The organism is Xanthobacter sp. NM-25, from assembly GCF_022138605.1.
Taxonomy (GTDB): Bacteria; Pseudomonadota; Alphaproteobacteria; order Rhizobiales; family Xanthobacteraceae; genus Xanthobacter.
On the sequence record NZ_JACBFS010000005.1, the window covers coordinates 386,539 to 410,635 of the forward strand.

At 68.9% G+C, this 24,097-nt stretch carries 23 protein-coding genes; 9 read left to right on the plus strand and 14 right to left on the minus strand.

Features of this window, described 5'->3' with window-relative positions; all coding sequences use genetic code 11:
• Window positions 1-19 precede the first annotated feature (19 nt).
• The gene (hslU, locus tag MEU52_RS16120) at window positions 20-1,330 is read left to right on the plus strand and encodes an ATP-dependent protease ATPase subunit HslU (protein WP_238122130.1); all 1,311 of its coding nucleotides are present in this window, start codon (window positions 20-22) and stop codon (window positions 1,328-1,330) included.
• A gap of 12 nt (window positions 1,331-1,342) precedes the next feature.
• On the opposite strand, the gene MEU52_RS16125 is transcribed toward hslU, so the two are convergent.
• The 4 genes from MEU52_RS16125 to MEU52_RS16140 form a co-directional block, all read right to left on the minus strand.
• Entirely contained in the window at window positions 1,343-2,488 is a 1,146-nt protein-coding gene (locus tag MEU52_RS16125) for a hypothetical protein (RefSeq protein ID WP_238122129.1), read from the minus strand.
• Between the two features lie 76 nt (window positions 2,489-2,564).
• Entirely contained in the window at window positions 2,565-3,392 is an 828-nt protein-coding gene (locus MEU52_RS16130) for a sterol desaturase family protein (protein WP_238122128.1), read from the minus strand.
• A gap of 48 nt (window positions 3,393-3,440) precedes the next feature.
• Window positions 3,441-3,686, minus strand: coding sequence for a cysteine rich repeat-containing protein (locus MEU52_RS16135; RefSeq protein ID WP_238122127.1), 246 nt, complete (start codon window positions 3,684-3,686; stop codon window positions 3,441-3,443).
• A 101-nt stretch (window positions 3,687-3,787) separates the two neighbouring features.
• Entirely contained in the window at window positions 3,788-4,102 is a 315-nt protein-coding gene (locus MEU52_RS16140; RefSeq protein WP_238122126.1) for a hypothetical protein, read from the minus strand.
• Between the two features lie 181 nt (window positions 4,103-4,283).
• On the opposite strand from MEU52_RS16140, the gene MEU52_RS16145 reads away from it, so the two are divergent.
• Complete coding sequence (locus MEU52_RS16145; RefSeq protein WP_238122448.1) at window positions 4,284-5,021, plus strand: response regulator; 738 nt, start codon at window positions 4,284-4,286, stop codon at window positions 5,019-5,021.
• Window positions 5,022-5,025: 4 nt separating this feature from the next.
• Window positions 5,026-6,462, plus strand: a complete 1,437-nt coding sequence (locus MEU52_RS16150) for an ATP-binding protein (protein ID WP_238122125.1) — start codon at window positions 5,026-5,028, stop codon at window positions 6,460-6,462.
• Window positions 6,463-6,522: 60 nt separating this feature from the next.
• Here the strand turns inward: MEU52_RS16150 and MEU52_RS16155 are convergent, their stop codons facing one another.
• Complete coding sequence (locus MEU52_RS16155; RefSeq protein ID WP_238122124.1) at window positions 6,523-7,836, minus strand: lytic murein transglycosylase; 1,314 nt, start codon at window positions 7,834-7,836, stop codon at window positions 6,523-6,525.
• A gap of 300 nt (window positions 7,837-8,136) precedes the next feature.
• On the opposite strand from MEU52_RS16155, the gene galU reads away from it, so the two are divergent.
• The 5 genes from galU to MEU52_RS16180 all read left to right on the plus strand — a co-directional run bounded on the left by galU (window position 8,137) and on the right by MEU52_RS16180 (window position 15,510).
• Complete coding sequence (galU, locus tag MEU52_RS16160) at window positions 8,137-9,021, plus strand: UTP--glucose-1-phosphate uridylyltransferase GalU (protein WP_238122123.1); 885 nt, start codon at window positions 8,137-8,139, stop codon at window positions 9,019-9,021.
• Between the two features lie 103 nt (window positions 9,022-9,124).
• Window positions 9,125-9,760, plus strand: coding sequence for a DUF1007 family protein (locus tag MEU52_RS16165; protein WP_238122122.1), 636 nt, complete (start codon window positions 9,125-9,127; stop codon window positions 9,758-9,760).
• Window positions 9,757-10,785, plus strand: coding sequence for a nickel/cobalt transporter (locus tag MEU52_RS16170; protein WP_443267306.1), 1,029 nt, complete (start codon window positions 9,757-9,759; stop codon window positions 10,783-10,785). The genes MEU52_RS16165 and MEU52_RS16170 overlap by 4 nt, the downstream gene beginning before the upstream one ends.
• Window positions 10,786-11,043: 258 nt before the next feature.
• Entirely contained in the window at window positions 11,044-14,523 is a 3,480-nt protein-coding gene (locus tag MEU52_RS16175) for an indolepyruvate ferredoxin oxidoreductase family protein (protein ID WP_238122120.1), read from the plus strand.
• Window positions 14,524-14,565: 42 nt separating this feature from the next.
• Complete coding sequence (locus MEU52_RS16180) at window positions 14,566-15,510, plus strand: helix-turn-helix domain-containing GNAT family N-acetyltransferase (RefSeq protein ID WP_238122119.1); 945 nt, start codon at window positions 14,566-14,568, stop codon at window positions 15,508-15,510.
• Window positions 15,511-15,542: 32 nt separating this feature from the next.
• Here the strand turns inward: MEU52_RS16180 and MEU52_RS16185 are convergent, their stop codons facing one another.
• The 7 genes from MEU52_RS16185 to MEU52_RS16215 all read right to left on the minus strand — a co-directional run bounded on the left by MEU52_RS16185 (window position 15,543) and on the right by MEU52_RS16215 (window position 21,489).
• A complete protein-coding gene (locus MEU52_RS16185) occupies window positions 15,543-16,484 on the minus strand; it encodes a prephenate/arogenate dehydrogenase family protein (protein ID WP_238122118.1) in 942 nt (313 codons plus the stop codon).
• Window positions 16,481-17,611: a histidinol-phosphate transaminase gene (gene hisC, locus MEU52_RS16190; protein ID WP_238122117.1), complete on the minus strand. Its 1,131-nt coding sequence runs from the start codon at window positions 17,609-17,611 to the stop codon at window positions 16,481-16,483. Before hisC ends, MEU52_RS16185 begins: the two co-directional genes overlap by 4 nt.
• Before the next feature lie 64 nt (window positions 17,612-17,675).
• Window positions 17,676-18,527, minus strand: a complete 852-nt coding sequence (locus MEU52_RS16195; protein ID WP_238122116.1) for a chorismate mutase — start codon at window positions 18,525-18,527, stop codon at window positions 17,676-17,678.
• A gap of 74 nt (window positions 18,528-18,601) precedes the next feature.
• On the minus strand, window positions 18,602-19,123 hold the full coding sequence (locus MEU52_RS16200; protein ID WP_238122115.1) for a hypothetical protein: 522 nt from the start codon (window positions 19,121-19,123) through the stop codon (window positions 18,602-18,604).
• A gap of 18 nt (window positions 19,124-19,141) precedes the next feature.
• Window positions 19,142-19,525: a VOC family protein gene (locus tag MEU52_RS16205; protein WP_238122114.1), complete on the minus strand. Its 384-nt coding sequence runs from the start codon at window positions 19,523-19,525 to the stop codon at window positions 19,142-19,144.
• 17 nt (window positions 19,526-19,542) lie between these two features.
• Window positions 19,543-20,784, minus strand: coding sequence for a 23S rRNA (adenine(2503)-C(2))-methyltransferase RlmN (rlmN, locus tag MEU52_RS16210; protein WP_238122447.1), 1,242 nt, complete (start codon window positions 20,782-20,784; stop codon window positions 19,543-19,545).
• Between the two features lie 189 nt (window positions 20,785-20,973).
• Window positions 20,974-21,489 carry an invasion associated locus B family protein gene (locus MEU52_RS16215; RefSeq protein WP_238122113.1) on the minus strand — a complete coding sequence of 172 codons (516 nt, stop codon included), beginning with the start codon at window positions 21,487-21,489 and terminating at the stop codon, window positions 20,974-20,976.
• A 365-nt stretch (window positions 21,490-21,854) separates the two neighbouring features.
• Here MEU52_RS16215 and MEU52_RS16220 point away from each other — a divergent pair, with 365 nt between their 5' ends.
• Window positions 21,855-22,832 (plus strand): NADPH:quinone oxidoreductase family protein, encoded by a 978-nt coding sequence (locus tag MEU52_RS16220; protein ID WP_238122112.1) that lies wholly within the window; start codon window positions 21,855-21,857, stop codon window positions 22,830-22,832.
• Window positions 22,833-22,890: 58 nt separating this feature from the next.
• Here the strand turns inward: MEU52_RS16220 and MEU52_RS16225 are convergent, their stop codons facing one another.
• Together MEU52_RS16225 and thpR are read right to left on the minus strand one after the other, a co-directional pair.
• Window positions 22,891-23,301, minus strand: coding sequence for a YkvA family protein (locus MEU52_RS16225; RefSeq protein ID WP_238122111.1), 411 nt, complete (start codon window positions 23,299-23,301; stop codon window positions 22,891-22,893).
• A 193-nt stretch (window positions 23,302-23,494) separates the two neighbouring features.
• Entirely contained in the window at window positions 23,495-24,028 is a 534-nt protein-coding gene (gene thpR, locus MEU52_RS16230) for an RNA 2',3'-cyclic phosphodiesterase (RefSeq protein WP_238122110.1), read from the minus strand.
• Window positions 24,029-24,097: the final 69 nt, after the last annotated feature.

Here is a 24,097-nt window from a genome sequence, read left to right on the forward strand (position 1 = left end):
CAACAGAAGCCTTTTTCCCATGAGCAGCGACTTTTCCCCCCGCGAGATCGTCTCCGAGCTCGATCGCCACATCGTCGGCCAGGCCAATGCCAAGCGGGCGGTGGCCATCGCCCTGCGCAACCGCTGGCGCCGGTTGAAGCTGGACGACAAGCTGCGTGAGGAGGTTCTGCCCAAGAACATCCTGATGATCGGCCCCACCGGCGTCGGCAAAACCGAGATCTCCCGCCGCCTCGCCCGGCTGGCCGGCGCCCCCTTCATCAAGGTGGAGGCCACCAAGTTCACGGAAGTGGGCTATGTGGGCCGCGACGTGGAGCAGATCGTGCGTGATCTGGTGGAAGTGGCCATCGGCCTTGCCCGCGAGGTGAAGCGCAAGGACGTGCAGGCCAAAGCCCATCTCGCCGCCGAAGGCCGGGTGCTCGACGCTCTGGTGGGCGCCAACGCCTCCGCCGCCACCCGCGATGCGTTCCGGAAGCGCCTGCGGGCCGGCGAGCTGGACGACAAGGAAGTGGAAATCGAGGTGCAGGCGGGTTCCGCCGGCATGCCCATGTTCGAGATCCCCGGCATGCCGGGGGCACAGATGGGCGCCATCTCGTTGGGCGACATGCTGGGCAAGGCCTTCGGTGGCCGCGCCAAGCCGCGCCGGGTGACGGTGAAGGAGGCCCATCCGCTGCTCCTCAATGAAGAGGCCGACAAGCTCATCGACCAGGATGCGACGGTGCAGGATGCCATCCACGCGGTGGAGAACAACGGCATCGTGTTCCTGGACGAGATCGACAAGATCGCCGGCCGCGAGGGCCGCTCGGGCGCCGACGTCTCCCGCGAGGGCGTGCAGCGCGACCTGCTGCCCTTGATCGAGGGCACCACCGTCTCCACCAAGCACGGGCCGGTGAAGACCGACCACATCCTGTTCATCGCCTCCGGCGCCTTCCATGTCTCCAAGCCGTCCGACCTGTTGCCGGAGCTGCAGGGCCGCCTGCCCATCCGGGTGGAGCTGGAGGCGCTGACCCGCGCCGATTTCGTGCGCATCCTCACCGAGACCGAGGCGAGCCTCGTCAAGCAGTCGGTGGCGCTGATGGAGACCGAGGGTGTCACCCTCACCATCACGGCTGATGCGGTGGAGGCCATCGCCGACGTGGCGGTGGAAGTGAACGCCACGGTGGAGAATATCGGCGCCCGCCGCCTGCAGACGGTGATGGAGCGGGTGCTCGACGATCTCTCCTTCACCGCGCCCGATCGCTCGGGCGAAGCGGTGGTGGTGGACGCCGATTATGTGCGCACCCGGGTCGCCGATCTCGCCAAGAACGCCGATCTCAGCCGCTACATCCTCTGAACGGTTGCCGGTTCAGCGTGCGCCTTCGCCGGCGGCCATGATGTCGGCGAGGGCGGGAATGATGTGGGTGCGCATGGCGCGGCCGTAGAACAGGGCGAAATGGCCGGCGCGGGGCACCACAAGATGCCGGCGCAGCGCCTCCGGCACGTTGGCGCACAGGTCATGGGCGGCCTCGGTCTGGGTGAGGGCGGAAATGTCGTCCTCATCCCCTTCCACGGTGAGGAGGGCGGTGCGCTCCAGCCGCGCCGGCTCCACCCGGTGGCCGGCGATGTCGAGGGTGCCGCGGGCCAGCGCATTGGCGCAGAAGATGGTGGCCACATTCTCCATGAAGAAGTCACCCGGCACGTCCATCAAGGTCCAGCACAGGCGGGCCAGGGGAAAGCGATAGGGATCGGCGCCCTCGTCGAACGCCAGCTGCAGCGGCAGCCGGCCGCCGCTCATGGTCTGGCGCCAGAGGTAGAGGGCGAAGGTGTCGGTCTGCCGCCAGGCGGGAAACACCAGGCGCCCGGCGCCGGCGAATGGCGGCGGCACGGCCTCCAGCACCTCCTGCCGCAGGGCCTCCAGGGAGCGGCCCTGCAGCATGCGCCACAGTCGCGTGGGGTTGCGCGAGGGATCGATGGGCCCGCCCACCAGGGTCAGGCTGGCCGGTGGCGCCCCCAGCTCCGACAGCAGCAGCGACCCCACCAGGGCCGGCACCGTCCCCTGGCACACCCCCACCACATGGGTGAAGGCCATGGTCTTGTGACCCAGGGCCCGGATCATCTGCGTGGTTTCGAGGGCGTTTTCGGCAAAGCCGAAGCGGCCGGCCTCAAGCGGCACATGGCGGGCATCGGGCCAGTCGGTGATGGCCACCTCATCGGCAATGGTGAGCAGCGCCACCACCAGATCGCGCATGAGGAAGGGAAAGCCCCCCGCCATGGGCGCCACCACCAGCACCCGCCGGCGCGCGCCCTGCGCCGCCACGGCATTCGCCGGCGCGCGGGAGAAGGTGCGCAGGCGGCCGAAGGGCAGGTAGCCGCCGATCTCCTCGGTCACGGGGCAGGCGTGTCCCGCAATGTCCACCGCGCCGATGCTGAATGGCTGATACGCCTTGTCGGCGGGTCGCCGCTCCGATGCGGGGGCCTCGTGCGTGAAGGGACGATGGTCGTCGAGCCACATGGGGGATTCCTACGGCAGCTCGCCTCAGGGTCGCAAGAGAGGAGGGGATGCCGCAAGAGGGGTGTCGTGTCGGCGATCAGGCGGGTGGGCCGAACAGGATCCGCAGGCGGGCCCGGACGCCGCGGGCGCGCCAGGCGTCGCGCAGCATGGGGGCCCATTCCACCACCACGATCTTCAAGGGGTTGGCGGGGACAGTGGTGCCGGCGAGGCCGAAGCGCAGGGGCTCGGCCCCTGGGGCTTCGGCGAAGGTGCCGAACAGCCGGTCGAACACGATCAGCACACCGCCGAAGTTCCGGTCGAGACAATCCGGGTTGGAGGCGTGGTGCACCCGATGGTGCCGCGGCGTGTTCAGCACCCATTCCAGGGGGCCCAGATGCGGCGGGCGCGAGAGGTGCAGCAGGAATTGATAGGCGAGGCCGAGACCCAGCATGCCGAACACGGCAAGGGGCGGGAAGCCGAGCGCCACCAGCGGCAGATAGAACAGGAGGCCGCCGGTCAAAGGTCCGCCCCAGGCCAGCCGCACCGCCGCGGTCAGGTTGATGCGGCGCGCGGAATGGTGGACCGCATGGCTCGCCCATAGCCAGCGCACCCGGTGCATGGCGCGGTGGTGGAGGTAATAGGTGAAGTCCACCGCCAGGAACAGCAGGCCGGCACGCAGCGGGCCCTCGATGGGGATGTCGAACAGGCGGTGCTGGGAGACGAACAGCACCGGTACCGCCAACAGCCCGGCCGATGCGACGCCGATCACCTTGTTGCCGGTGGCGATGACGAGCGAGGCGGCGGCTTCGCGGGCATCATGGCTGTCGGCGCCGTGTCGGCGCAGGATCAGGTATTCGCCGAGCATGAGCAGTAGGGCGAGGCCCGCGCCGAGGCCCGCGCCGTTGCCGGCAGAGCTGGAAAACAAGGAGATCACCTTACGGCCCTCCGGCGCTGGTTCCGCCCCGCTCCAGGCTCACTGCTTGGCGTTGGCGCGGGCCTGGGCGGCCGTGGCGAGGGCGGTCTTGCAGGCCGGCGAGATCTGGTCGGATTTCTCCATGATGCATTGCTTGATGCGTCCGCCGCCGGGCTGCACGCCGGCGCACAGGGCCTTGATGTCGGCGCCGCAGGCCTTCTGCAGTTCGGCGATGGACTGGGCCAGCGCCGGGGTGGCGAGCAGGGTGCCGCTCACGGCGAAGAGGATGAAGGATGTACGGATCATCGGAGCACTCCAGTGGGGACGGAAGGGGTGGCTCAGGCTGGCGGAACGCGCCGGACCGTGGCTTTGGGGCGGCTCGCCACGGTCCGGCGCCCGCGATGGCGTCATTTTGGGGTGACGCTCACCGAGCCGGATCGGGTGATGCTGGTGCCGGCGGGGCCGATGGTGGTGCGGCCGTAGGACAGCGTGCCGGTGCCGGTGCGGGTGGCATAGCCCGACCGTGTGGCGCTGGCGCCGGCCGCGCCGGTAACCTGGACGCTGCGGGAGCAGGTGCCCGCCGCGCAGCCGCCGGAGCCGCTGGCGGTCGCGGTGCCTCGTGCGGTGGTGACGGTGCCGGAGCGGCTCCAGGCCGACGCTTCGGAGGCGGCGGCCAGGGACAGCAGGGCGGCGACGGTGAGGGACAGGGCGGCGCGCTTCATCTTCATCTCCTGCGCGGCGCCGGTGGGACGGGGGCTTCAGGGCGGAGCCGCGCTGTGATGGGGAGGACGATGGCGGCGCCCCGTTGCCGACGGATTGCAGGGCGGCGGCGCGCTGTAACGTTTTGTAACCGGCGGCACCATGCGTATTGAAGCCGGCGGCAAGCCCCGCGACACTGGCGCCATGTTGCCTTCGTCGTCCCAGACCGCGTCACACGCCCGCACCCTGCTGCTGGTGGAGGATGATCGCGAGATCCGATCCCTGCTGGCCGATTTTCTCACCCGCGAGGGCTTTGCGGTGCTGGTCGCCGAGGACGGCGGCGCCATGGACCGTCTGCTGGCCGGCACTCGGCCCGATCTGGTGGTGCTCGACCTCATGCTGCCCGGCGAGGACGGGCTGTCCATCTGCCGCCGGCTGCGGGCGCGCGGCGGGCTGCCCATTCTGATGCTGACCGCCAAGGGCGACGAGGTGGATCGCATCGTCGGGCTGGAGATGGGTGCCGACGATTACCTGCCCAAGCCCTTCAACCCGCGCGAGCTGCTGGCGCGCATCCGGGCGGTGCTGCGGCGCGCCGACGGCACCGTGGCGGCGCCCGCCACCCGCCGGGTGGCGTTTGCCGGCTTCCTGGCCGATCTCGATGCCCGCAGCCTCAGCCATGCCGAGGGCGGGGTGGTGGAGCTGACCTCGGCGGAATTCGAGCTGCTCACCTGCTTTGTGGAGCGGCCGAAACGCATCCTCTCCCGCGATCAGCTGCTGGACTGGACCCGGGGCCGCAATGCCGATCCGTTCGACCGCACCATCGACGTCTCGGTGAGCCGGCTGCGGCGCAAGCTGAGCCAGGTGGACGCCGAGGCGGGCCAGCTGATCAAGACGGTGCGCAACGGCGGCTATCTGTTCGCCGCGGACGTGCGGGTGCTGTAGGCCCATGCTCCGCTTCGGCATTGGCGCGCGCATCGCGCTGATCACGCTGGTGGCCCTGGTGGCCGCCCAGGTGCTGATGCTGGCCGCCTACATGATGGAACGGCGCCGGGCCGACGCCGCCAGCGCGACGTTCCTGCCGCTCATGGGCCAGATCGCGGCGGTGGTGCGGCTGGTGGACCAGATCGATCCGGCCCAGCGGGACCTGGCGCTGCAGGCCACCACCAGCGCCGGCTTTCTGCCGCGCTATCTCAAGACCCCCCCGGCCATTCACACGCCACTGCTGCTTCAGACGGTGGAGCGCCGGCTGCGCGCGCTGATCGGTGCCGATGACGGGTGGCTCATCGCCGTGACGATCATCGGCTCCGACCGCAATGGCGGTCAGCCGGTGCGCCGGCTTGGCGAATTGTCCGGCGCGCGGCTGCAGGCGGTGGTCGCGCTGCGGTCCGGGGGGTATCTGGAGATCCTGGCCGGTGGTGATCTCACGGTGCGGCTCCTGGGCCTGCCGGTGGGGCTGCTGGCGGGCGTTCTCGGTTTCCTGGTGGCTCTGGCGGCGCTGCTTGCGGTGCATCGGGAAATGCGCCCCTTGACCGCGCTCGTTGCCGCCGTGAACCGGTTCGGCGCCGCCCTGGAGGTGCAGCCGGTGCCCGAGCGAGGCGCGCCGGACGTGCGGGCGGTTATTCGTGCCGTCAATGTCATGCAGGCCCGCATCGCCGATCTGGTGCGCACCCGCACCCTGGTGCTGGGCGCCATCAGCCACGATCTGCGCACCTACCTCACCCGCCTGCGCCTGCGGCTGGAATTGCTGCCGGCCGATCCCCATGTGGCCAAGGCGAACGCCGATCTCGACGGCATGCAGGCTCTGGTGGACGACGCGCTGGCCTATGCCCGGGCCACCTTTTCGGGCGCCTCGGACGAGGTGGTGGATCTCTCCGTGCTCGCCCGCGCCGAACTGGAGGCCCGCCAGACCCAGCAGGCCAAGGTTCGGGGCGCCGAGGTTCAGGGGGCCAAGGTTCAGGGGGCCGACGGGGCTGCAGAGCCGCGGCTCGCGCCGGTGCGGCTCACCGGTGCCGACACGCCGCATCTGGTGCGTGGCGCACCCGGCGCCCTGGCGCGGGTGGTCGCCAATCTGGTGGGCAATGCCCTGGCCTACGGCGGGTGCGCGGATATCAGCCTGTTCACCGGTCGGGACACGGTGGAACTGCGCGTGGAGGATCGCGGACCGGGCATTCCGCCGGCGGCGCGGGAGCTGGTGTTCGAGCCGTTCCAGCGCCTGGAGCCGTCCCGCAACCGGGACAGCGGCGGTGCCGGCCTCGGCCTCACCATCGTGCGCCAGATCGTGGCGGGGCATGGCGGCCAGGTCATCATCGCCGATCGCCCCGGCGGCGGCGCGCAGGTGCGTGTGCTGCTGCCGGCGCTGGCGTTGGGTGAGGGGCCGGCCTGAACGACAAGGCCCCCGGCACGTGGGTGCCGGGGGCCTTGTCGGACAAGCGTCAGTGGTCGGTCAGCGCCGCATCTGCTGCAGCAGGGCGACGTCGGGGTACCCGTCCGGCAGCAGGCCCTTGCGCACCTGGAAGTCCTGGATGGCACTCTTGGTCTTCTGGCCGAGGATGCCGTCCACATTGCCGATGTCGTAGCCCATCTGGCTCAGCCGGCCCTGGATCTCCAGCCGCTCCGCCTTGGACAGGCCGCGCTCCTCATTGGGCCAGGCCTGGGCGAAGTGTCCGCCGCCGCGCAGCCGGTCGGCCAGATGGCCGATGGCGAGGGCGTAGGCATCGGCCGGATTGTACTTCAAGATGGCGTTGAAATTGCCGAGCATCAGGAAGGCCGGGCCGTTGGCGCCCGCCGGCAGCAGCAGGAAGGCCTGGTCGGAGGCGCGGGGAAAGCCCTTGCCACCCGGGCGGGCCACGCCCAGCGACGCCCACTGGCCGAGCGATTGCTTGAAGGTGCGATTGACGTAGCGGTAGTCGAAGCCCTTGGGCAGCACCACCTCATAGCCCCAGGCCTTGCCGAACTCCCAGCCGTCCAGCTTTAGGTTGTTGGCGGTGGAGGCGATGATGTCGGGGATGGAATCCACCACGTTGCGCTTGCCGTCGCGGTCGAAGTCCACGGCGAAGCGCTGGAACGAGGTGGGCATGAACTGGGTGGGGCCGAACGCGCCCGCCCACGACCCCTTCAGGTGGTCATACGGCACGTCGTCCTTGTCGAGGATCTGCAGGGTGGCGATGAACTCGTCGCGGAAATAGTCCTGCCGCCGGCCGATGCAGGCCAGAGTCGCGGTGGACACCAGCACGTTGCGGCTGCCGATGCCCTTGGGGTCGCCATAGGTGGATTCGATGCCCCAGATGGCCGCCACCGCATAGCGGTCGACGCCATAGGCCTTTTCCACCTGATCGAAGATGGGCTTGTAGCGGGCCAGGATCTCCCGGCCCTTCTTCACCCGCCAGTCGCTCACCAGCATTTCCACATAGGCCCCGGTGGGCTTGGAGAATTCCGGCTGGCTGTCGAGATAGTCCATGATCTTCATGTCGGGCTCGAGCCGGCTGGTGTAGCGCTCGAAGGTCCGCCGCGACACGCCCTTGGACTGTGCCAGGGGCCACATGGAGGCAATGCAATTGGGGAAATTGGCCTGCGCCTGGGCGATGGCCTGGGGGGTCATCAACGGATGGCCACCGCCGGTCGCCTGGGGCTGCGGCGCGGTGAAGCCGCCGAAGATGGAGCCGGTGGTCTGGGCCTGGGCGCGGGCCGGCGTGATCAGCGCAACAGCCGCGAGTGCCAGGACCGCGCCCAGGGCGCTCTTGGTGATCGGTGAAGCCATTACGCGAACCCTCGTCATCTCATCTGCCGTTACGGCAGCCGCAGGAGCCAAAGCGATGTGTCGTGCGTTAGTGGGCAGGCAAGACGGTTGAGCCGAGGTTAACAAGGGCCAGCAATTTGTGCCTTTTGCAGGGCGTGGGCCCGGCTGGAGGGCGGCGCGCGCATGGTCGCATGACGATTTCGATGCCGTTAGGCAAACATCAACCATGGCACGCCAGATTTCGGCCGGTATTCCCGATGATAGGTGCGTGGCACCCAAGGCCGGGAGCGGCGCTTCCGGAGGATCAAGGCGGACATCTTGATGCGTAAGCCCATTCGCAAGGCGATTTTGCCCGTGGCCGGACTCGGCACTCGGTTTCTCCCGGCCACCAAGGCGGTGCCGAAGGAGATGCTGACCGTGGTGGACCGCCCAGTGGTTCAGCACGTGGTGGACGAGGCACGGGCTGCCGGCATCGAGCACATCGTTTTCGTCACCGGCCGCAACAAGGCGGTGATCGAGGATCATTTCGACCGTCAGTTCGAGCTGGAGCGCACCCTGCAGGAGCGCGGCAAGCTGAAGGAGCTGGAGCAGCTCGATCGCGATACGCCGAAGGCGGGCACCACCTCCTTCACCCGTCAGCAGCTGCCGCTGGGCCTCGGCCATGCGGTGTGGTGCGCCCGTGACATCATCGGCGACGAGCCGTTCGCGCTGCTGCTGCCGGACATGCTGCACATGGCCAAGGACGGCAAGGGCTGCCTCGCTTCCATGGTGGAAGCCTATGACGAGACCGGCGGCAACGTGCTCGCGGTCTATGAGGTGCCGGAGGACCAGGCCTTCCAGTACGGCATCGTCGGCACGGGTGCCGTGCACGGCAAGGCCCACGCCATCACCCAGATGGTGGAGAAGCCCAAGCCCGGCACCGCCCCCAGCAACCTCGCCATTTCCGGCCGCTATATCCTGCAGCCCACCATTTTCGATCTGCTGGCCAAGCAGGGGCAGGGCGCCGGCGGCGAGATCCAGCTCACCGATTCCATGCTGAAGCTGAAGGAGAGCGAGCCGTTCTATGCGGTGACCTTCGATGGCGCGATCTATGATTGCGGCTCGAAGATCGGCTTCCTGATGGCCAATGTGGCCTATGCCCTGTCGCGGCCAGACATCGAGGACGAGTTCCGTGTCGCGCTGGGGCAGGTGCTGGAGCGCAAGTGACCGTGCAGTGACGGCGCAGTGACCGGGGCCGGAGGCGACGGGTGGCCACCATTCCGTCGCCTTCGTCGGGCACAGCTGCGGTGAGGATGGAACGGGAGCACTCATGGTCCGATTCGCGCTGCTGGCGGCCGCGCTGGCGTTCTGGGTCGCCGCGCCGAGGTCGGCGCTGGCCCATCCGCACGTGTGGGTCACCATGTCCACCGAGGTGGTCTACGACGCCCAGGGCCAGTTCACCGGCCTCAAGCAGGCCTGGACCTTCGACGAGGCGTTCAGCGCCTTCGCCTTGCAGGGGCTCGACAAGACCAACAACGGCACCTACGGCGACGACGTGCTGAAGCCGCTGGCCGAAGTGAATGTCACTTCCCTCAAGGAGTATGATTACTTCGTGACGGCCAAGTCGGCGACGGCCAAGCTCGCCTTCAAGGATCCGACCGACTATTACCTGACCTATGACAACGACGTGCTGACGCTGCATTTCACCCTGCCACTGGTGAAGCCGCTGCCGGCCAAGGGCACGCTGTCCATCGACATCTACGACCCCACCTATTTCGTGTCCTTCGGCTTTCGGGAGAAGGATCCGGTGACGCTGGTGGATGCCCCCGCCGGCTGCATCAAGGCGGTGGTGTCGCCGGAACGCTCGCAGACCATGCAGCTCAGCGAGAGCTTCTTTTCCAGCCTGACCGCGTCGAGCAATTTCGGCGCCCAGTATGCCGATAAGATCACGGTGAAATGCCCGTGAGCGCCGATGCGCCCGTTCGCGGCGCGGGGGCGCCCCTGCGCTGGCTTCTCACCGCTGTGCTGGTGGCGCTCGGTTGCGCCGGGGCGGTGCTGCTGCTGGCGCTGCTGCTCTACCCCGAATTCGCCTTCGCGCAGGCCTTCGGCGCCTCGGGCGCCAAGCCGACGCCGTTCGGGCTCGGCTCCGCCCCGCCCCCCTCGGGCATCGGCGGCTATATCATCGCCCGCCAGGCGGAATTCTATCAGGCCCTCATCAAGGCGGTGCGCGCGGCCAAGGCCGATGGCCATGGGGCCTGGCTGCTGGCCGGCCTGTCGTTCGCCTATGGGGTGTTCCATGCCGCGGGGCCCGGCCACGGCAAGGCGGTGATCTCTTCTTATCTGCTGGCCGATGGCGGCACCCTGCGCCGCGGCGCGGCCCTCGCCTTGGCGGCGGGCCTCGTGCAGGCGGTGGCGGCCATCGCCTTCGTCGGCATCCTGGCGGTGCTGCTCGGTGCCACCGCCGTGTCCATGGCCCGGGCCATGAACGTGGTGGAGATCGCCGCTTATGGCGGCATCGCGCTGTTCGGCGCTTATCTCGCCTTCACCAAGGGACGGCGGCTGCTGGCTCTGGTGCGGGGCGACGCCATCCATGCCGCCGATTGCGATTGCGGCGATGCTCATGCGCCTGATCCCGCCCTGCTTGCGGGGCAGGGCGGGCTGCGCCGCATGGCGGTGGCGGTGGTCTCCGCCGGCGCGCGGCCGTGCTCGGGCGCCATCCTGGTGCTCACCTTTGCTTTGTCCCAGGGCGTGTTCATGAGCGGCGTCATGTCCGCCTTCGCCATGGGGCTCGGCACCGCGCTCACCGTCACCGGCATCGCCGCGTTGGCGGTCTATGGCAAGCGCCTGGCGGTGCGGCTCGCCGGTGTGGATGGGCGCTGGCCGGAGCTGGTGCGCGGCACGGTGGAGCTTGGCGCGGCGGTGCTGGTGATGCTGTTCGGGCTGGCGCTGCTGACCGGCTATCTGGAAAGCGAACGGCTGCTGCCCGGCTGATCCGTACCTGTTGCGATGCGGGAGTCATCCCCGCATCCACGCTGCATTGCCGCCCAAAACCATCCTGCATTGCACCAAAATGCGTCATGCCGCGCTTTGAGGCAATTTCGTTGCGTTTGGAGTTGGAACAACGAAATTGCCGGGTGCGACACTCCGTGTCAGCCTAAGGTTGAACGGCTCAGGGCCGCCCCTTTCGGCAGACCCGTACCTTCCGGCGCTGCCAAGCGGCCTCAAGAATGAGTCGGCCGGAGGCGCCCCATGGCTTTGAACGCGGTCCGTCTGGACGACAAATACGACCTCTCGCAGGAGCGCGTGTTCGTCTCCGGCACCCAGGCGCTGGTGCGCCTCGCCCTCATGCAGAAGGCGCGCGACCGCCGCGCCGGCCTCAACACCGCAGGCTATGTCACCGGCTATCGCGGCTCGCCCTTGGGCGGGCTCGATCAGCAGTTCCTGCGCGCCGAGAAGGTGCTCACGGCCAACGACATCAAGTTCCAGTCCGGCCTCAACGAGGACCTCGCCGCCACCGCTCTGTGGGGCTCCCAGCAGGCCGAGCTCCGCGGCGAGGGCCGGTTCGATGGGGTGTTCGGCCTGTGGTACGGCAAGGGGCCGGGGGTGGACCGCTCCGGCGACGTGTTCCGCCACGCCAACAATGCAGGCACCTCCCGGCATGGCGGCGTGCTGGCGCTGATGGGCGACGACCACACCTGCGAGAGCTCCACCACCGCCCACCAGAGCGAGTTTCATTTCGTCGATGTGATGATCCCGGTGCTCAACCCCGCCGGGGTGCAGGAGATCATCGATTACGGCCTTTACGGCTGGGCCCTCTCGCGATTCTCCGGCGCCTGGGTGGGGCTCAAGGCGGTGAAGGACACCATTGAATCCACCGCCATCGTCGATGGCCGGCTCGATCGGGTGAATATCCTCACCCCTGCGGATGTCGTGATGCCGCCGGGTGGCCTCAACATCCGCCTGGGCGATACCCCCATCGCCCAGGAAGAGCGGCTGCAGGAGTTCAAGCGCGACGCGGTGGTGGCCTTCCTGCGGGCCAACAGCCTCAATCGCATGATCACCTCCGGCGGCCCCCAGGCCCGCATCGGTATCGCCACCGTCGGCAAGAGCTATCTGGACGTGCGCCTGGCGCTGGATGAGCTGGGCATCGACGAGGTGCGGGCCAATGCGCTCGGCATCCGCATCTGGAAGGTGGGCTGCCCCTGGCCGCTGGATACCGAGGGGCTGATGCAGTTTGCCCGGGGCCTCGACCTCATCATGGTGGTGGAGGAGAAGCGCTCGCTCATCGAAGTGCAGGTGCGCGAGGAGCTGTACGGCACCGCCAACCAGCCCAGATGCATCGGCAAGAAGGATGAAGAGGGCCGCTGGCTGTTCCCGGTAAAGGGGGCGCTCGATCCCAACGACATCGCCATCGCTCTGGGCAAGCGGCTGCTCGCCTATGGCGACCTGCCGGACATCGCGGCGCGGGTGGCGCAGCTGGAAGAGGCGCAGAAGGCGCTGGCGGCGACCGCGGATGTGGCCACCCGCATTCCCTATTTCTGCTCCGGCTGCCCGCACAACACCTCCACCAGGGTGCCCGAGGGCATGCGCGCTTATGCCGGCATCGGCTGCCACTACATGGTGCAGTGGATGGACCGGGAGACCACCGGCTTCACCCAGATGGGCGGCGAGGGCGCCAACTGGATCGGCGAGGCGCCGTTCTCCCGGCGGCCCCATGTGTTCCAGAACCTGGGAGACGGCACCTATAACCATTCCGGCTACCTGGCGTTGCGCGCCGCCATCGCCGCCAAGGTGAACGTCACCTACAAGATCCTTTACAACGACGCGGTGGCCATGACCGGCGGCCAGCGCCACGACGGTGATCTCACCGTGCCCGTTATCGCCCGCCAGGTGGCGGCGGAAGGCGCCGAGCGGGTGGTGGTGGTGACCGACGAGCCGGGCAAATACCCGCCCAACACGGTCTGGCCGGGCGGGCTCACCATTCATCATCGCGATGAATTGGATGCGGTGCAGAAGGAATTGGCCGCCATCCCCGGCGTCACCGTGCTGATTTATGACCAGACCTGCGCCTCGGAAAAGCGGCGGCGCCGCAAGCGGGGCACCTTCCCCGATCCGGATATGCGCGTGCTCATCAACGAGCGGGTGTGCGAGGGCTGCGGCGATTGCGGCGTGAAATCCAATTGCGTCTCGGTGCAGCCGCTGGAGACCGAGTGGGGCCGCAAAAGGGAGATCGACCAGTCCTCCTGCAACAAGGATTTCTCCTGCGTGAACGGCTTCTGCCCCTCGTTCGTCACCGTGCACGGGGCGAAGCCGAAGAAGGTGGCCGGCGCGTCGGCGGATCGCAGCGCCGAGGCGGCGGATCTGCCGGAGCCGGTGTTGCCGCAGATCCACGGCACCTATTCCATCATCGCCACCGGTGTGGGCGGCACCGGCGTCGTCACCATCGGCGCCATTCTGGGGATGGCGGCGCATCTGGAAGGCAAGGCCTGCGGCATGATCGACATGGCCGGCCTCGCCCAGAAGGGCGGCGCGGTCTACAGCCACATCCGCCTCGCCCATGACCCCGCCGACATCACAGCCATCCGCGTGCCGGCGCGCGGCGCCGACGTGGTGCTGGGGGGCGATCTGGTGGTGGCGGGCACCAAGAAGGTGCTGGCGGCGGTGAAGCCCGGCGAGACCCTGGTGGTGGTGAACACCCACGAGGTGCTGCCCGGCGACTTCACCCGCAACGCCGATTTTTCTCTGCCCACGGCGCGCATCAAGCGCACCATCACCGAGGCGGCGGGGGCGGCCAATACCCACTTCATCGAGGCGAGCCGGCTCGCCACCGCCCTGTTCGGCAATGCGCTGGCCCAGAACATCTTCATGGTGGGCTATGCCTATCAGTTCGGTGCGCTGCCGGTGTCCGCCGCGGCGCTGGAGAAGGCCATCGAGCTGAATGGCGAGGCGGTGGCCATGAACACCGCCGCCTTCCGCTGGGGCCGGCGCGCCGCCGCCGATCCCGCCGCCGTGGAGGCTCTGGCCCAGCCCAAGGGGGCGGTGAGCGATGCGCGCCGCCTGTCGGAGAGCCTCGATGAGGTGATCGCCCGCCGGGTGGCGGAGCTGACCGCCTATCAGAGCGCGGCCTATGCCCGCCGCTATGCCGCCGCCGTGGAGACGGTCCGCGCCGCCGAGACGGCCAAGCTGCCGGGCCACACGGAGCTGACCGAGGCGGTGGCGCGCAACCTGTTCAAGCTGATGGCTTATAAAGATGAGTATGAGGTGGCCCGGCTCTATGTGGATGGCGCCTTCGCGGCGCAGCTCGATGCCGCCTTCGATGGCGCCCGCAAGCTGGAATTCCACCTGGCTCCGCCGCTGCTGGCGCGCTTCGACCCCGCCACCGGCGTCCCGAAGAAAATCACCTTCGGCCCCTGGATGATGCGCGTGCTGGGGGTGCTGGCGCGGTTCAAGGGCCTGCGCGGCACCGCTTTCGACCCGTTCGGCCACACCGAGGAGCGGCGCACCGAGCGGGGGCTGATCGCCCAATACGAGACGCTGCTGGCGGAGATCGCCCGGCGCCTGGAGGCTGACAGCCATGGGCTGGCGGTGGCGCTGGCCTCGGTGCCGGAGAAGATCCGCGGCTTCGGCCCGGTGAAGGCGAAGAGCCTTGCCGCCGCCAAAGCCGAGGAAGCCGCCCTGCTCGCCCGCTTCCGCGAGCCCCCGGCGCTGCGCGCGGAGGCGGCGGAATAGGCCGCCTTGCGTGAGGTGAAGTTATCTGACTAAAGTCAGAAAATGCAGGCAGGCCACATCAATCAGGTGCGCCGCTTCAACCGGCTGGTGACGCAGCGGGTGGGGGCGCTGGAGAACAGCTATTTGCAGCGCGGCCGCCCGCTGGGCGAGGCGCGGCTGCTGTTCGAGATCGGGCGACCGGATGCGCCGGATGGCGTTGACGTGCGGGAGCTGCGCGCGCGTCTTCAACTCGATTCCGCGTATGTGAGCCGTCTGCTCCGTGCCCTGGAAGGGCAGGGGCTGGTGGCGGTGCGGCGCCGGGCGGATGACGCGCGGGTCCGTTGTGTCGCCCTGACCTCCGCCGGCCGGGCGGAGCGCGACACTTATGATCGCCTCTCCGACACCTTGGCCCGTGACCTGCTCGCGCCTCTGGCGCCACCCCAGCGGGCGAGGCTGGTGGCGGCCATGGCCGAGGTGGAGCACTTGCTGGCCCAGTCCGGCCGGCTAGCGGGTCTTCATGGCAACCTGAGGATCGTGGTGGAGGATCCAGCAGGGGCCGATGCCCGCTGGTGTCTGGAGGCCTATGTACGGGACCTTGCCGAACGCTTCGAGGGCGGGTTCGATCCCGCGCGCAGCAATCCCATCGCTTTGGAAGACATGCGTCCGCCCCACGGCGCCCTGGTGCTGGCCCGCATGGCGGCGCGGCCGGTGGGCTGCGGCGCGATCAGGTTCCACGATGCTGGAGTTGGAGAGATCAAGCGCATGTGGGTCGCGCCCACGGCCCGCGGCCTCGGCGTGGCCCGCCGCATCCTCGCGCGATTGGAAGAGGCGGCGCGCGGGGCCGGCGTCTCCCTTCTGCGCCTTGAGACCAACCGCACGCTGACGGAAGCGCAGGCGCTGTACCGGGCGAGCGGCTTCGTGGAGGTGGCGCCCTTCAATCGCGAGCCCTACGCTCACCATTGGTTCGAGAAGCCCCTGGCGCCTCCACCCGGCGTGGAACCCGCCTGAGTTGCTCGCGCGCGGGTGCTGGCGCGGGCGGTTCAGCTCTGCTCGTGCCGGGGCTTGCCGGCGGCGCGGCGGCCGAAGTCGGGGGCGGCGGTTTCCTGGCCCAGCTCGATGATGGAGCGGCGGATGGCGCGGGTGCGAGTGAAATGGTCGAACAGCGCGTCGCCGTCCCCATAGCGGATGGCCCGCTGCAGGGCGGTCAGGTCCTCGGTGAAGCGGCCCAGCATCTCCAGCACCGCATCGCGGTTATAGAGGAACACGTCGCGCCACATGGTGGGGTCGGAGGAGGCGATGCGGGTGAAGTCGCGGAAGCCGCCGGCGGAGAATTTGATGACCTCGGAGGCCAGGGTCTCTTCCAGCTCCGCCGCCGTGCCGACGATGTTGTAGGCGATGAGGTGGGGCACGTGGGAGGTGATGGCCAGCACCAGATCATGGTGGTGGGCGCTCATCAGCTCCACATTGGCGCCCATGGCGCGCCACAGGCCGCTCAGGCGGTCCACCGCCTGTTCGTCGGCCCCTTCCGGCGGGGTGACGATGCACCAGCGGTTCTCGAACAGGCTGGCGAAGCCCGCATCCGGGCCGGAAAACTCCGTGCCCGCCACCGGATGGGCCGGCACCAGATGGGCGTGGGCCGGCACGAACGGCGCCATGGCCTCCACCACCGCCCCCTTCACCGAGCCCACGTCGGACAGGATGGCGCCGGGCTTGAGGCACGGCCCCACCTGTTCCGCCACCGCCCGCGAGGCGCCCACGGGCACGCAGGCGATGACGAGATCGGCGCCGGTGGCGGCAGCCGCGAGATCCTCGGTCACCTCATGGGCGAAGCCGAGCTCGCGCACCCGGGCGCACACGGCGGCGTCACGGTCGGCCACCACCACGGTGGTGGCGAGCTCCTTCTCACGCACGGCGCGGGCGATGGACGAGCCGATGAGGCCCGCGCCGATGACCACCAGCCGATCGAACAGGACGGCGCTCACGCCGGCTTCCCCGCAAGGAAGTCCCTGAGGGCGTCCACCACCAGGCGGTTGGCCTCCTCCGTGCCCACCGTCATGCGCAGGGCCTGGGGCAGGCCGTAGGACGCCACCGAGCGCAGGATCAGCCCGCGTTTGGTGAGGAAGGCGTCGGCCTCCTTGGCGGTGCGGCCGGGGGTGTCCGGGAAGTGGATCAGCAGGAAGTTGGCCACCGAGGGGGTCACCTTCAGGCCGAGGGCCTCGATCTCGCGGGTGAGCCAGGGCAGCCACGCGGCATTGTGCGCCACCGACTTCTCCACATGCTCCGCATCCAGAATGGCGGCGGCGCCGGCGAGCAGCGCCGGGGTGTTCATGTTGAACGGCCCGCGCACCCGGTTCATGGCGTCGATGACATGGGCCGAGCCCACCGCCCAGCCGATGCGCAGGGCGGCGAGGCCGTGGATCTTGGAGAAGGTGCGGGTCATCAGCACGTTCTCGCTGGTGAGCGCCAGCTCCAGCCCGGTCTCGTAATCGTCCTTGCGGACATATTCCGCATAGGCGGCGTCCAGCACCAGCAGCACGTGGGGCGGCAAAGCCGCGTGTAGCCGCTTCACCTCGGAGAAGGGAATGTAGGTGCCGGTCGGGTTGTTGGGATTGGCGAGGAACATCACCCGGGTGCGCTCGGTCACCGCCGCCAGCAGGGCGTCCACATCGGTGGTGAGGTTCCGCTCGGGGGCCACCACCGGCACGCCGCCGGCCGCCAGGGTGGCGATGCGGTACACCAGGAAGCCGTGCTGGGAATACACCACCTCGTCGCCGGGACCGACGAAGGTGTGGGTCACCAGATTGAGCAGCTCGTCGGAGCCGGCGCCGCAGATGACGCGATCGGCATCAAGCCCATAGGCGCGGGCGATGGCCTCGCGCAGCACCTGGGAGGCGCCGTCGGGATAGTCCTGCAGGTTGAGGCCGGCCTCGGCGAATGCCGCCACCGCCTTGGCGCTGGGGCCGAGGGGGGTCTCGTTGGAGGAGAGCTTGAAGACCTTGTCCACCCCCGGCGCGTGGCTCTTGCCCGGCACGTAGGCGTCGATGGCGAGAACGCCGGGACGCGGCTGCGGGCGCGAGGGGGAGACAACGTCTTTCGGCACGGCGGACATGGAAGGTCACTCCACAAACACAGGTCCCCGCGGCCACGCGATGGCCGCCGGGGGCAGAGGCATATCACACATTCACTTTATGGATGGCGGCGTGGCTGCCCACCTCGCACACCGCGCGGATGCCGGCGCCGGCGCCCTTCAGGGCCTCCAGCACCTCGTCCACCTGGTGGCCGGAGGGGAGCGAGACCAGCAAAGCGGCGCCGTCCAGGGCTTCGTCGGGCGCCAGCAGCGTCTCGGCGAAGGCCGGCAGGGCATGGCCGGCACGGGCGCTCCAGCCGGAGACGCGCAGGGAATAGACCCGCACCTCGCGCACCGCCGCATCGGCGATGGGGTGGGAGACCACGAACACCGGCAGGCCGGCAGGGTGGTCGGCCCGCTCCACGAACGGCAGGCGGGCGATGATCTTGGGCGCGCCGTCCCCTTCCAGCTGGGTCCACCAGGGCAGGGTGCCGATGGCGGCGGGCAGCAGGCCGAGATCGCCCTTGGAGGCGGCCACCGCCTCGATCACGCCCGCCGCGCCCATGTGCGGCACGAATGGCACGGTGAAGCCGAAGTGGAAGCGGGCGCTGTCGCGCATGGCCGGCTCACCCACGGCGAGATCGGCATGCACCGCATAAGGCGCCTGGACATAGGTGAAGGTGGCGATGATGACGCGCCAGATGCTCTCCACCGTATCGAGGGGGAGCAGGCCATGGTGGCGTTCCACCAGCCGGCGCATCATCTCGGCCTCGCGCGCCGGGCGAAAGGCCGAGCCGCCCTCGGCGCCCTGGGTGCGTTTCACCTGCACCAGGCGATCGATGATCTCACTGCGCTCCATCAGGAGGCGGTGCATGGCTTCGTCGATGCGATCGATCTCGGATCGCAGATCGGCGAGGGAGGGGGATGCGGAAGCAGGGGATGAGGAAGAGTGTGTCATGGTCAGCCGGCTCGCCGCGAGGCTTAGCGGGAACGCGGCTGAGAATCAAAGGAATGTTGGGCGGCGCGGCCCCTTCAGGCGGCGGGCGGCAGTCCGGCGGGTGGCTCGGGTGGGGGCAGCCGGCGGGCGGCGCGTTCGGCGGCGGAGCGCAGCACCGGCTTGAAGAAGCCGGCGGAGGAGCCCGCCACCAGCCAATAGACGAGGCCCCCCGCGAGGCCGGCGGCGATCACATAGAAGGGGTCGTGGGCGGCGGCGTTCACTTCCGCGTCGGAGGCGAACAACTGGGTGCCGATCCAGGCGGAGACCACGCCATTGGCGGCATGGAACATCCAGGAGCGCACCGCGAACAGCTCGGAGAACAGGATGCCCACCGCCGCCACCAGCCACATCATGGACACCAGCAGCACCAGCACGAAGCCGGCCACCACGATGGCCACGAAGGCGCCCAGCGCCGCCTCATCGGGCGTGCCGGCCTGGAACAGGGTGCCGATGCGCCACTCGCCCACCAGGATCACCGCCGAACCCGCCACCACCGCGGCCAGATAGCCGAGGGGCACCAGGATCAGGCGCAGCAGCAGGCGGAAGAGATTGTCCATGGCCGGCGGTCGATACCCTCAGGCCGGCTGGTGGCAGACGGCTTCCACATTGGTGCCGTCGGCATCCAGCACGAAGGCTGCGTAATAATTGGGATGGTAATGGGGCCGCAGGCCCGGCGCGCCATTGTCGCGCCCGCCGGCGGCCAGGGCGGCGGCGTAGAAGGCATCCACCGCCGCCCGGTCCGGGGCGGTGAAGGCCACATGGACGGGGCCACTGGGCGTGGGCCCGCTGCCGAGCCAGAATTCCGGCTTGCCGGCGCCGAAGCCCACATGGGCGGCGCCTCCGGTTTCCGCCGCGCTCACCTCCATGACGACGCCGTAGCCGAGCGGCGCGAGGGCCGCCGCATAGAAGGCGCGGGCGCGCGCGAAATCGCTGACGTGAAGGCCCATATGGTCGAGCATGGGGATGCTCCCTGCGGTTACTCCGCCGCTTCCGCCGCGGCGGCCATGGCGCGATAGGCGAGGCGCTCGCGGGCGGAGAGCTTCTCGCTCTCACTCTTCAATTGCCCGCAGGCCGCCAGGATGTCGCGCCCGCGCGGGGTGCGCACCGGGCTCGCATAGCCGGCCTTGAACACGATGTCCGAGAAGCGCTCGATGGTCTCCCAGTCGGAGCACTCATATTGGGTGCCCGGCCAGGGGTTGAACGGGATCAGATTGATCTTGGCCGGCACCCCTTCTAAGAGCTTCACCAGCGCCCGGGCATCGGCGGGGCTGTCGTTGACCCCCTTCAGCATCACATATTCAAAGGTGATGCGCTTGGCGTTGGAAGCGGCCGGATAGGTGCGGCAGGCCTCCATCAGCTCCTTAATGGGGTACTTCTTGTTGATGGGCACCAGCACGTCACGCAGGTCGTCTTTGACCGCGTGCAGGGAGATGGCCAGCATCGGCCCCACCTCGGCGCCCAGGCGCTCGATCTCCGGCACCACGCCGGAGGTGGAGACGGTGATGCGGCGCTTGCCAAGGCCGAGGCCATCGCCATCAGACAGGATCTCGATGGCTTCCTTGACGCTGTCATAGGCATAGAGCGGCTCGCCCATGCCCATGAAGACGATGTTGGTGACCAGCCGGTCGCCCTCGGTGGGCAGGCCCGGACCCACCGCCCGCTCGCGGCCGGGATAGTCCCCCAGGCGGTCGCGGGCCACCATCACCTGGCCGACGATCTCGGCGGCGGTGAGGTTGCGCACCAGGCGCTGGGTGCCGGTGTGGCAGAAGGCGCAATTGAGGGTGCAGCCCACCTGGCTGGACACGCACAGGGTGCCGCGGTCGCTCTCGGGGATGTAGACGGTTTCGATATCGTGGGGCTTTTCGCCGGGATTGTCGGCGGGAAAGCGCAGCAGCCACTTGCGGGTGCCGTCCTGCGACACCTGCTCCATCACGATCTCCGGACGCGCCAGCGTGAAATGGTCCGCGAGCTTCGCGCGCAGGTGCTTGGAGACGTTGGTCATCTCCGCAAAATCGGTGGCGCCGCGCAGATAGATCCAGTGCCAGAGCTGGTTCACGCGCATGCGCTGCTCGCGCCCCTCCACGCCGATGGTGGCTAGGGCGGCACCGAGCCGGGCCCGGTCGAGCCCCACCAGAGACGGCAGGGTGTGCGCCGGCGCATCGGCGGGTCGGCCGGCGGCGAGGTCGGAAACGGGGGCGGGGTCGAGGGCGCTGGTCATGGCGTCACACATAAGCCTTCCCGCGCCGGCTTTCCACAGGCGTTCGGCGCGGTGATGGGGATGCGGGGCCTTGAAGCAGCGGATTGGGGCGCCGGCAGGGCGGGCGCCTGAACATCATCGCGGGCGGCACCCCGCCGCTGGCGGTCATCCAGCGGCGGGGGCGCGGTGTTCCGCGGCAGTCCTCGTCCGTCAGCGGCATTCCTGGGCGACCCGGTCGAGGGCCTGGGAGATGCCGGAGAGGGAATATTTGTCGGTGGTGAGGTTGCCGCGGCCGGAGGTGAGGGCCACCGACAGGTCTCGACCTTTGCGCATGGCGTCCACCAGCTTGGCCTCGTCCGCCACATTGCGGACCCAGGCCCCTTCGCCCTTGGTGTAGAGCTGCAGGCTGAGGCTGCCCACGGTGAGCGTGGCATCCTTGCCGTCCTGCAGGGGGAAGCCGGCGGTGATGGACACCTCGTTCTTCACATTCTCACCGGGGCGGGTGGAAATGAAGAAATAGGCAGGGTCGCGGTTGAGGCCCGCGGGCAGGCGGCTCTTGGGCTGGGAGATGGCGTAGCACACCTTCGGGTTGCCGGTGGAGGCATAGACGCTCCAGTCCCCGAACTGGGCAACCGGCTTGGATTGACCCTGAGCCAGCGCGGGCGCGGCGGCCAGGGTGGCGAGGAAAACGCCCAGGAGCGTCGGACGGACACGACGAGGTGCCATGGCTTCTCCTTTTCGTTGCGGATCTCCAGTCATAGACCTTCGAGCCGCGAAACTGAGGGGTTGAGCCTATGTGCCGCAGGGTGCGATCGAGGCAGTCGAAAAAAGATGGCGGGCGCGCCTTGCGTTTTCTTAAACCAACGGCTCCGCTCACCTCAATGCGTGAACCCCTCAAACATCGGCGATCTGCAGGCTCTGCACGGGTGCGACAAACAGGTGGCGCGAGGCCGAAAGTTCTGGCTTGTACAAAGCTTTGCCGCTACGGCCCGGGCGCTGCGGCGACCGGCCGATGGTGCATTCAAACTGCCGCGACGGTTAAGGAATGGTAACCGGCCGTGGGGAAATGGCGGAAACGGGAGGTGTGATCCATGAAAGCGGTGTTGTGCGTGCGCCATGGGCCGCCGGAAGCCCTGGAAATCGTCGGCCTGCCCGATCCCACGCCGGGCCCCGGCGAGGTGGTGGTGGACGTGGCGGCCATCGGCCTCAATTTCTTCGATACGCTGATCATCCGTGATCTCTATCAGGTCAAACCCTCGCTGCCGTTTTCCCCCGGCGGCGAGTTCGCCGGCACCGTGGCGGCGCTGGGCGAAGGGGTCACCGGTGTCGCTGTGGGCGAGCGGGTGTGCGGCTACATGAGCTACGGCGCGGCGCGGGAGAAGGTGGCGGTGCCGGCCTCCCATCTCGCCCGGGTGCCCGACGACCTGGATCTGGTCAAGGCCGCGGGCCTGATCGTCACCTATGGCACCGCCCTCTATGCTCTGCGCGATCGCGGCAATCTGAAGGCGGGGGAGACCCTGGCGGTTCTGGGGGCGGCTGGTGGCGTCGGCCTGGCGGCCGTGGAAGTGGGGCGCGCCCTCGGTGCCCGGGTGATCGGCTGCGCCTCGTCGCCGGAGAAGGTGGCGTTCGCCCGTGCCCATGGGGCCGAGGCGGGGCTCGACTATACCGCCTCCGATCTCAAGGCCGGTCTCAAGGCGTTCGCCGGGCCGGGCGGGCTGGACATGGTGTTCGATCCGGTGGGGGGCGAACTGGCGGAGCAGGCGCTGCGGGCGCTCGGCTGGTACGGCCGCTTCATGGTGGTGGGCTTCGCCGCCGGCGAGATTCCCAAGATCCCCCTCAACCTGCTGCTGCTGAAAAACTGCGATGCGCGGGGGGTGGCCTTCGGCGCGCAGGCCAAGAGCGATCCGCTCTGGCTCAAGGCGGCGGTGGAGACGCTGGTGGGTTACGCCCATGCGGGCGCCATCTCCGCCCATGTGGATGCCACCTTCTCCCTCGACGACTGCGCCAAGGCCATTGGCCTCATCGCGGGCCGCAGGGTGAAGGGCAAGGTGGTCCTCACCACCGGGTGAGGACGCGGTTGGGCGGGCGCGCTGACCCGCCGGTCGGCGGGGCCTCCGGCGGCGGTCCTCAGCCGCGGCGCAGGTCTTCCAGCGCGTCGTGGGCGGCGCTGTGGTGCTGCGGGGTGATGTGTCCGGAGATCAGGCGCAGGGCGGTCATCAGCACCGCCGCGTCGTCGGTGAAGCCGATCACCGGGAACACGTCCGGCACCGCATCCACCGGCAGCACGAAATAGGCCAGCGCCGCCAGCAGCGTGGCGCGCACCTTCAGCGGTGTCGCACGGTCGAAGGCGGCGAAATAGGCGGCCGTGGCCTCTTCGGCGAACGGCACATAGGTGGCCGAGCGCTTCAGCTTCGACCAGAAGCCCCGGCGCACACGAACTTCGTCCCGCGCGGCGTTGCGCTGGGCCGTCGTTTCATCGCCGGTGTCCCGGCCCAGCCACTCCAGGGCGGAAAAGGATGCGGGATTGGACGTGGTCATGGCTCTTCACATGGTCGAGAGGCCCGGGCACACAAGATCTCGCGCACCGAAATCTGTTGCGTTCGGGGGCCGCCTGCAGTCAGCAGACACGCCTGACGTGTCAGGAAAATGAATTCCATCCCGCGCTGCAAGAAAAAGCCGCTCGACGCGGCTCAATTAATAGGGATTCTAAAATACCGCCGGGCGGCTGACATCAGCCGAGCGGATAGGCCGCTTCCACCAGATACGGCCCGCCACCGACGGAATCCCGCGACGAGAACAGCACGAAGCGGGGCACCTTGAAACTGGGGCTGCGATAGGGGCCGCGGGTCGCGAGGTAATCGGCAACCTGACGGGTGGAAGCGTCGCGCAGCCGCGCCAGGGTGACATGGGGCTTGTAGTTGCGGCCCTCGGCGGAGAGGCCCAGGCGCTGCATCAGCCGTTCCTGCTCGGCCTGCAGCTCCATCAGGGCCGCATTGGTCCTCACCGCCGCGAACACCGCCCGGGGCTTGCGGCCGCCGAACTGGTCGAGACCATCGAGGGTGAGATCGAACGACGGCCGGCGCACGGCGCCGAGCATCTCCATGATGTCGCGGCCCATGGCGTCGTCCACGTCGCCCATGAAGCGCAGCGTCACGTGGTAGTTTTCGGGATCGATCCAGCGGGCCCCCGCGATGCCGCCCCGCAGGAACGACAGGCCGAGACCCACATCCGGTGGGATCTCGATGGCGGTGAACAGGCGCGGCATGGAAGCCTCCGCAGGCGTTCGATTCGATCCTGCGCCCATCAAAGGAGATTCGCGGCGCGGAGGAAAGCC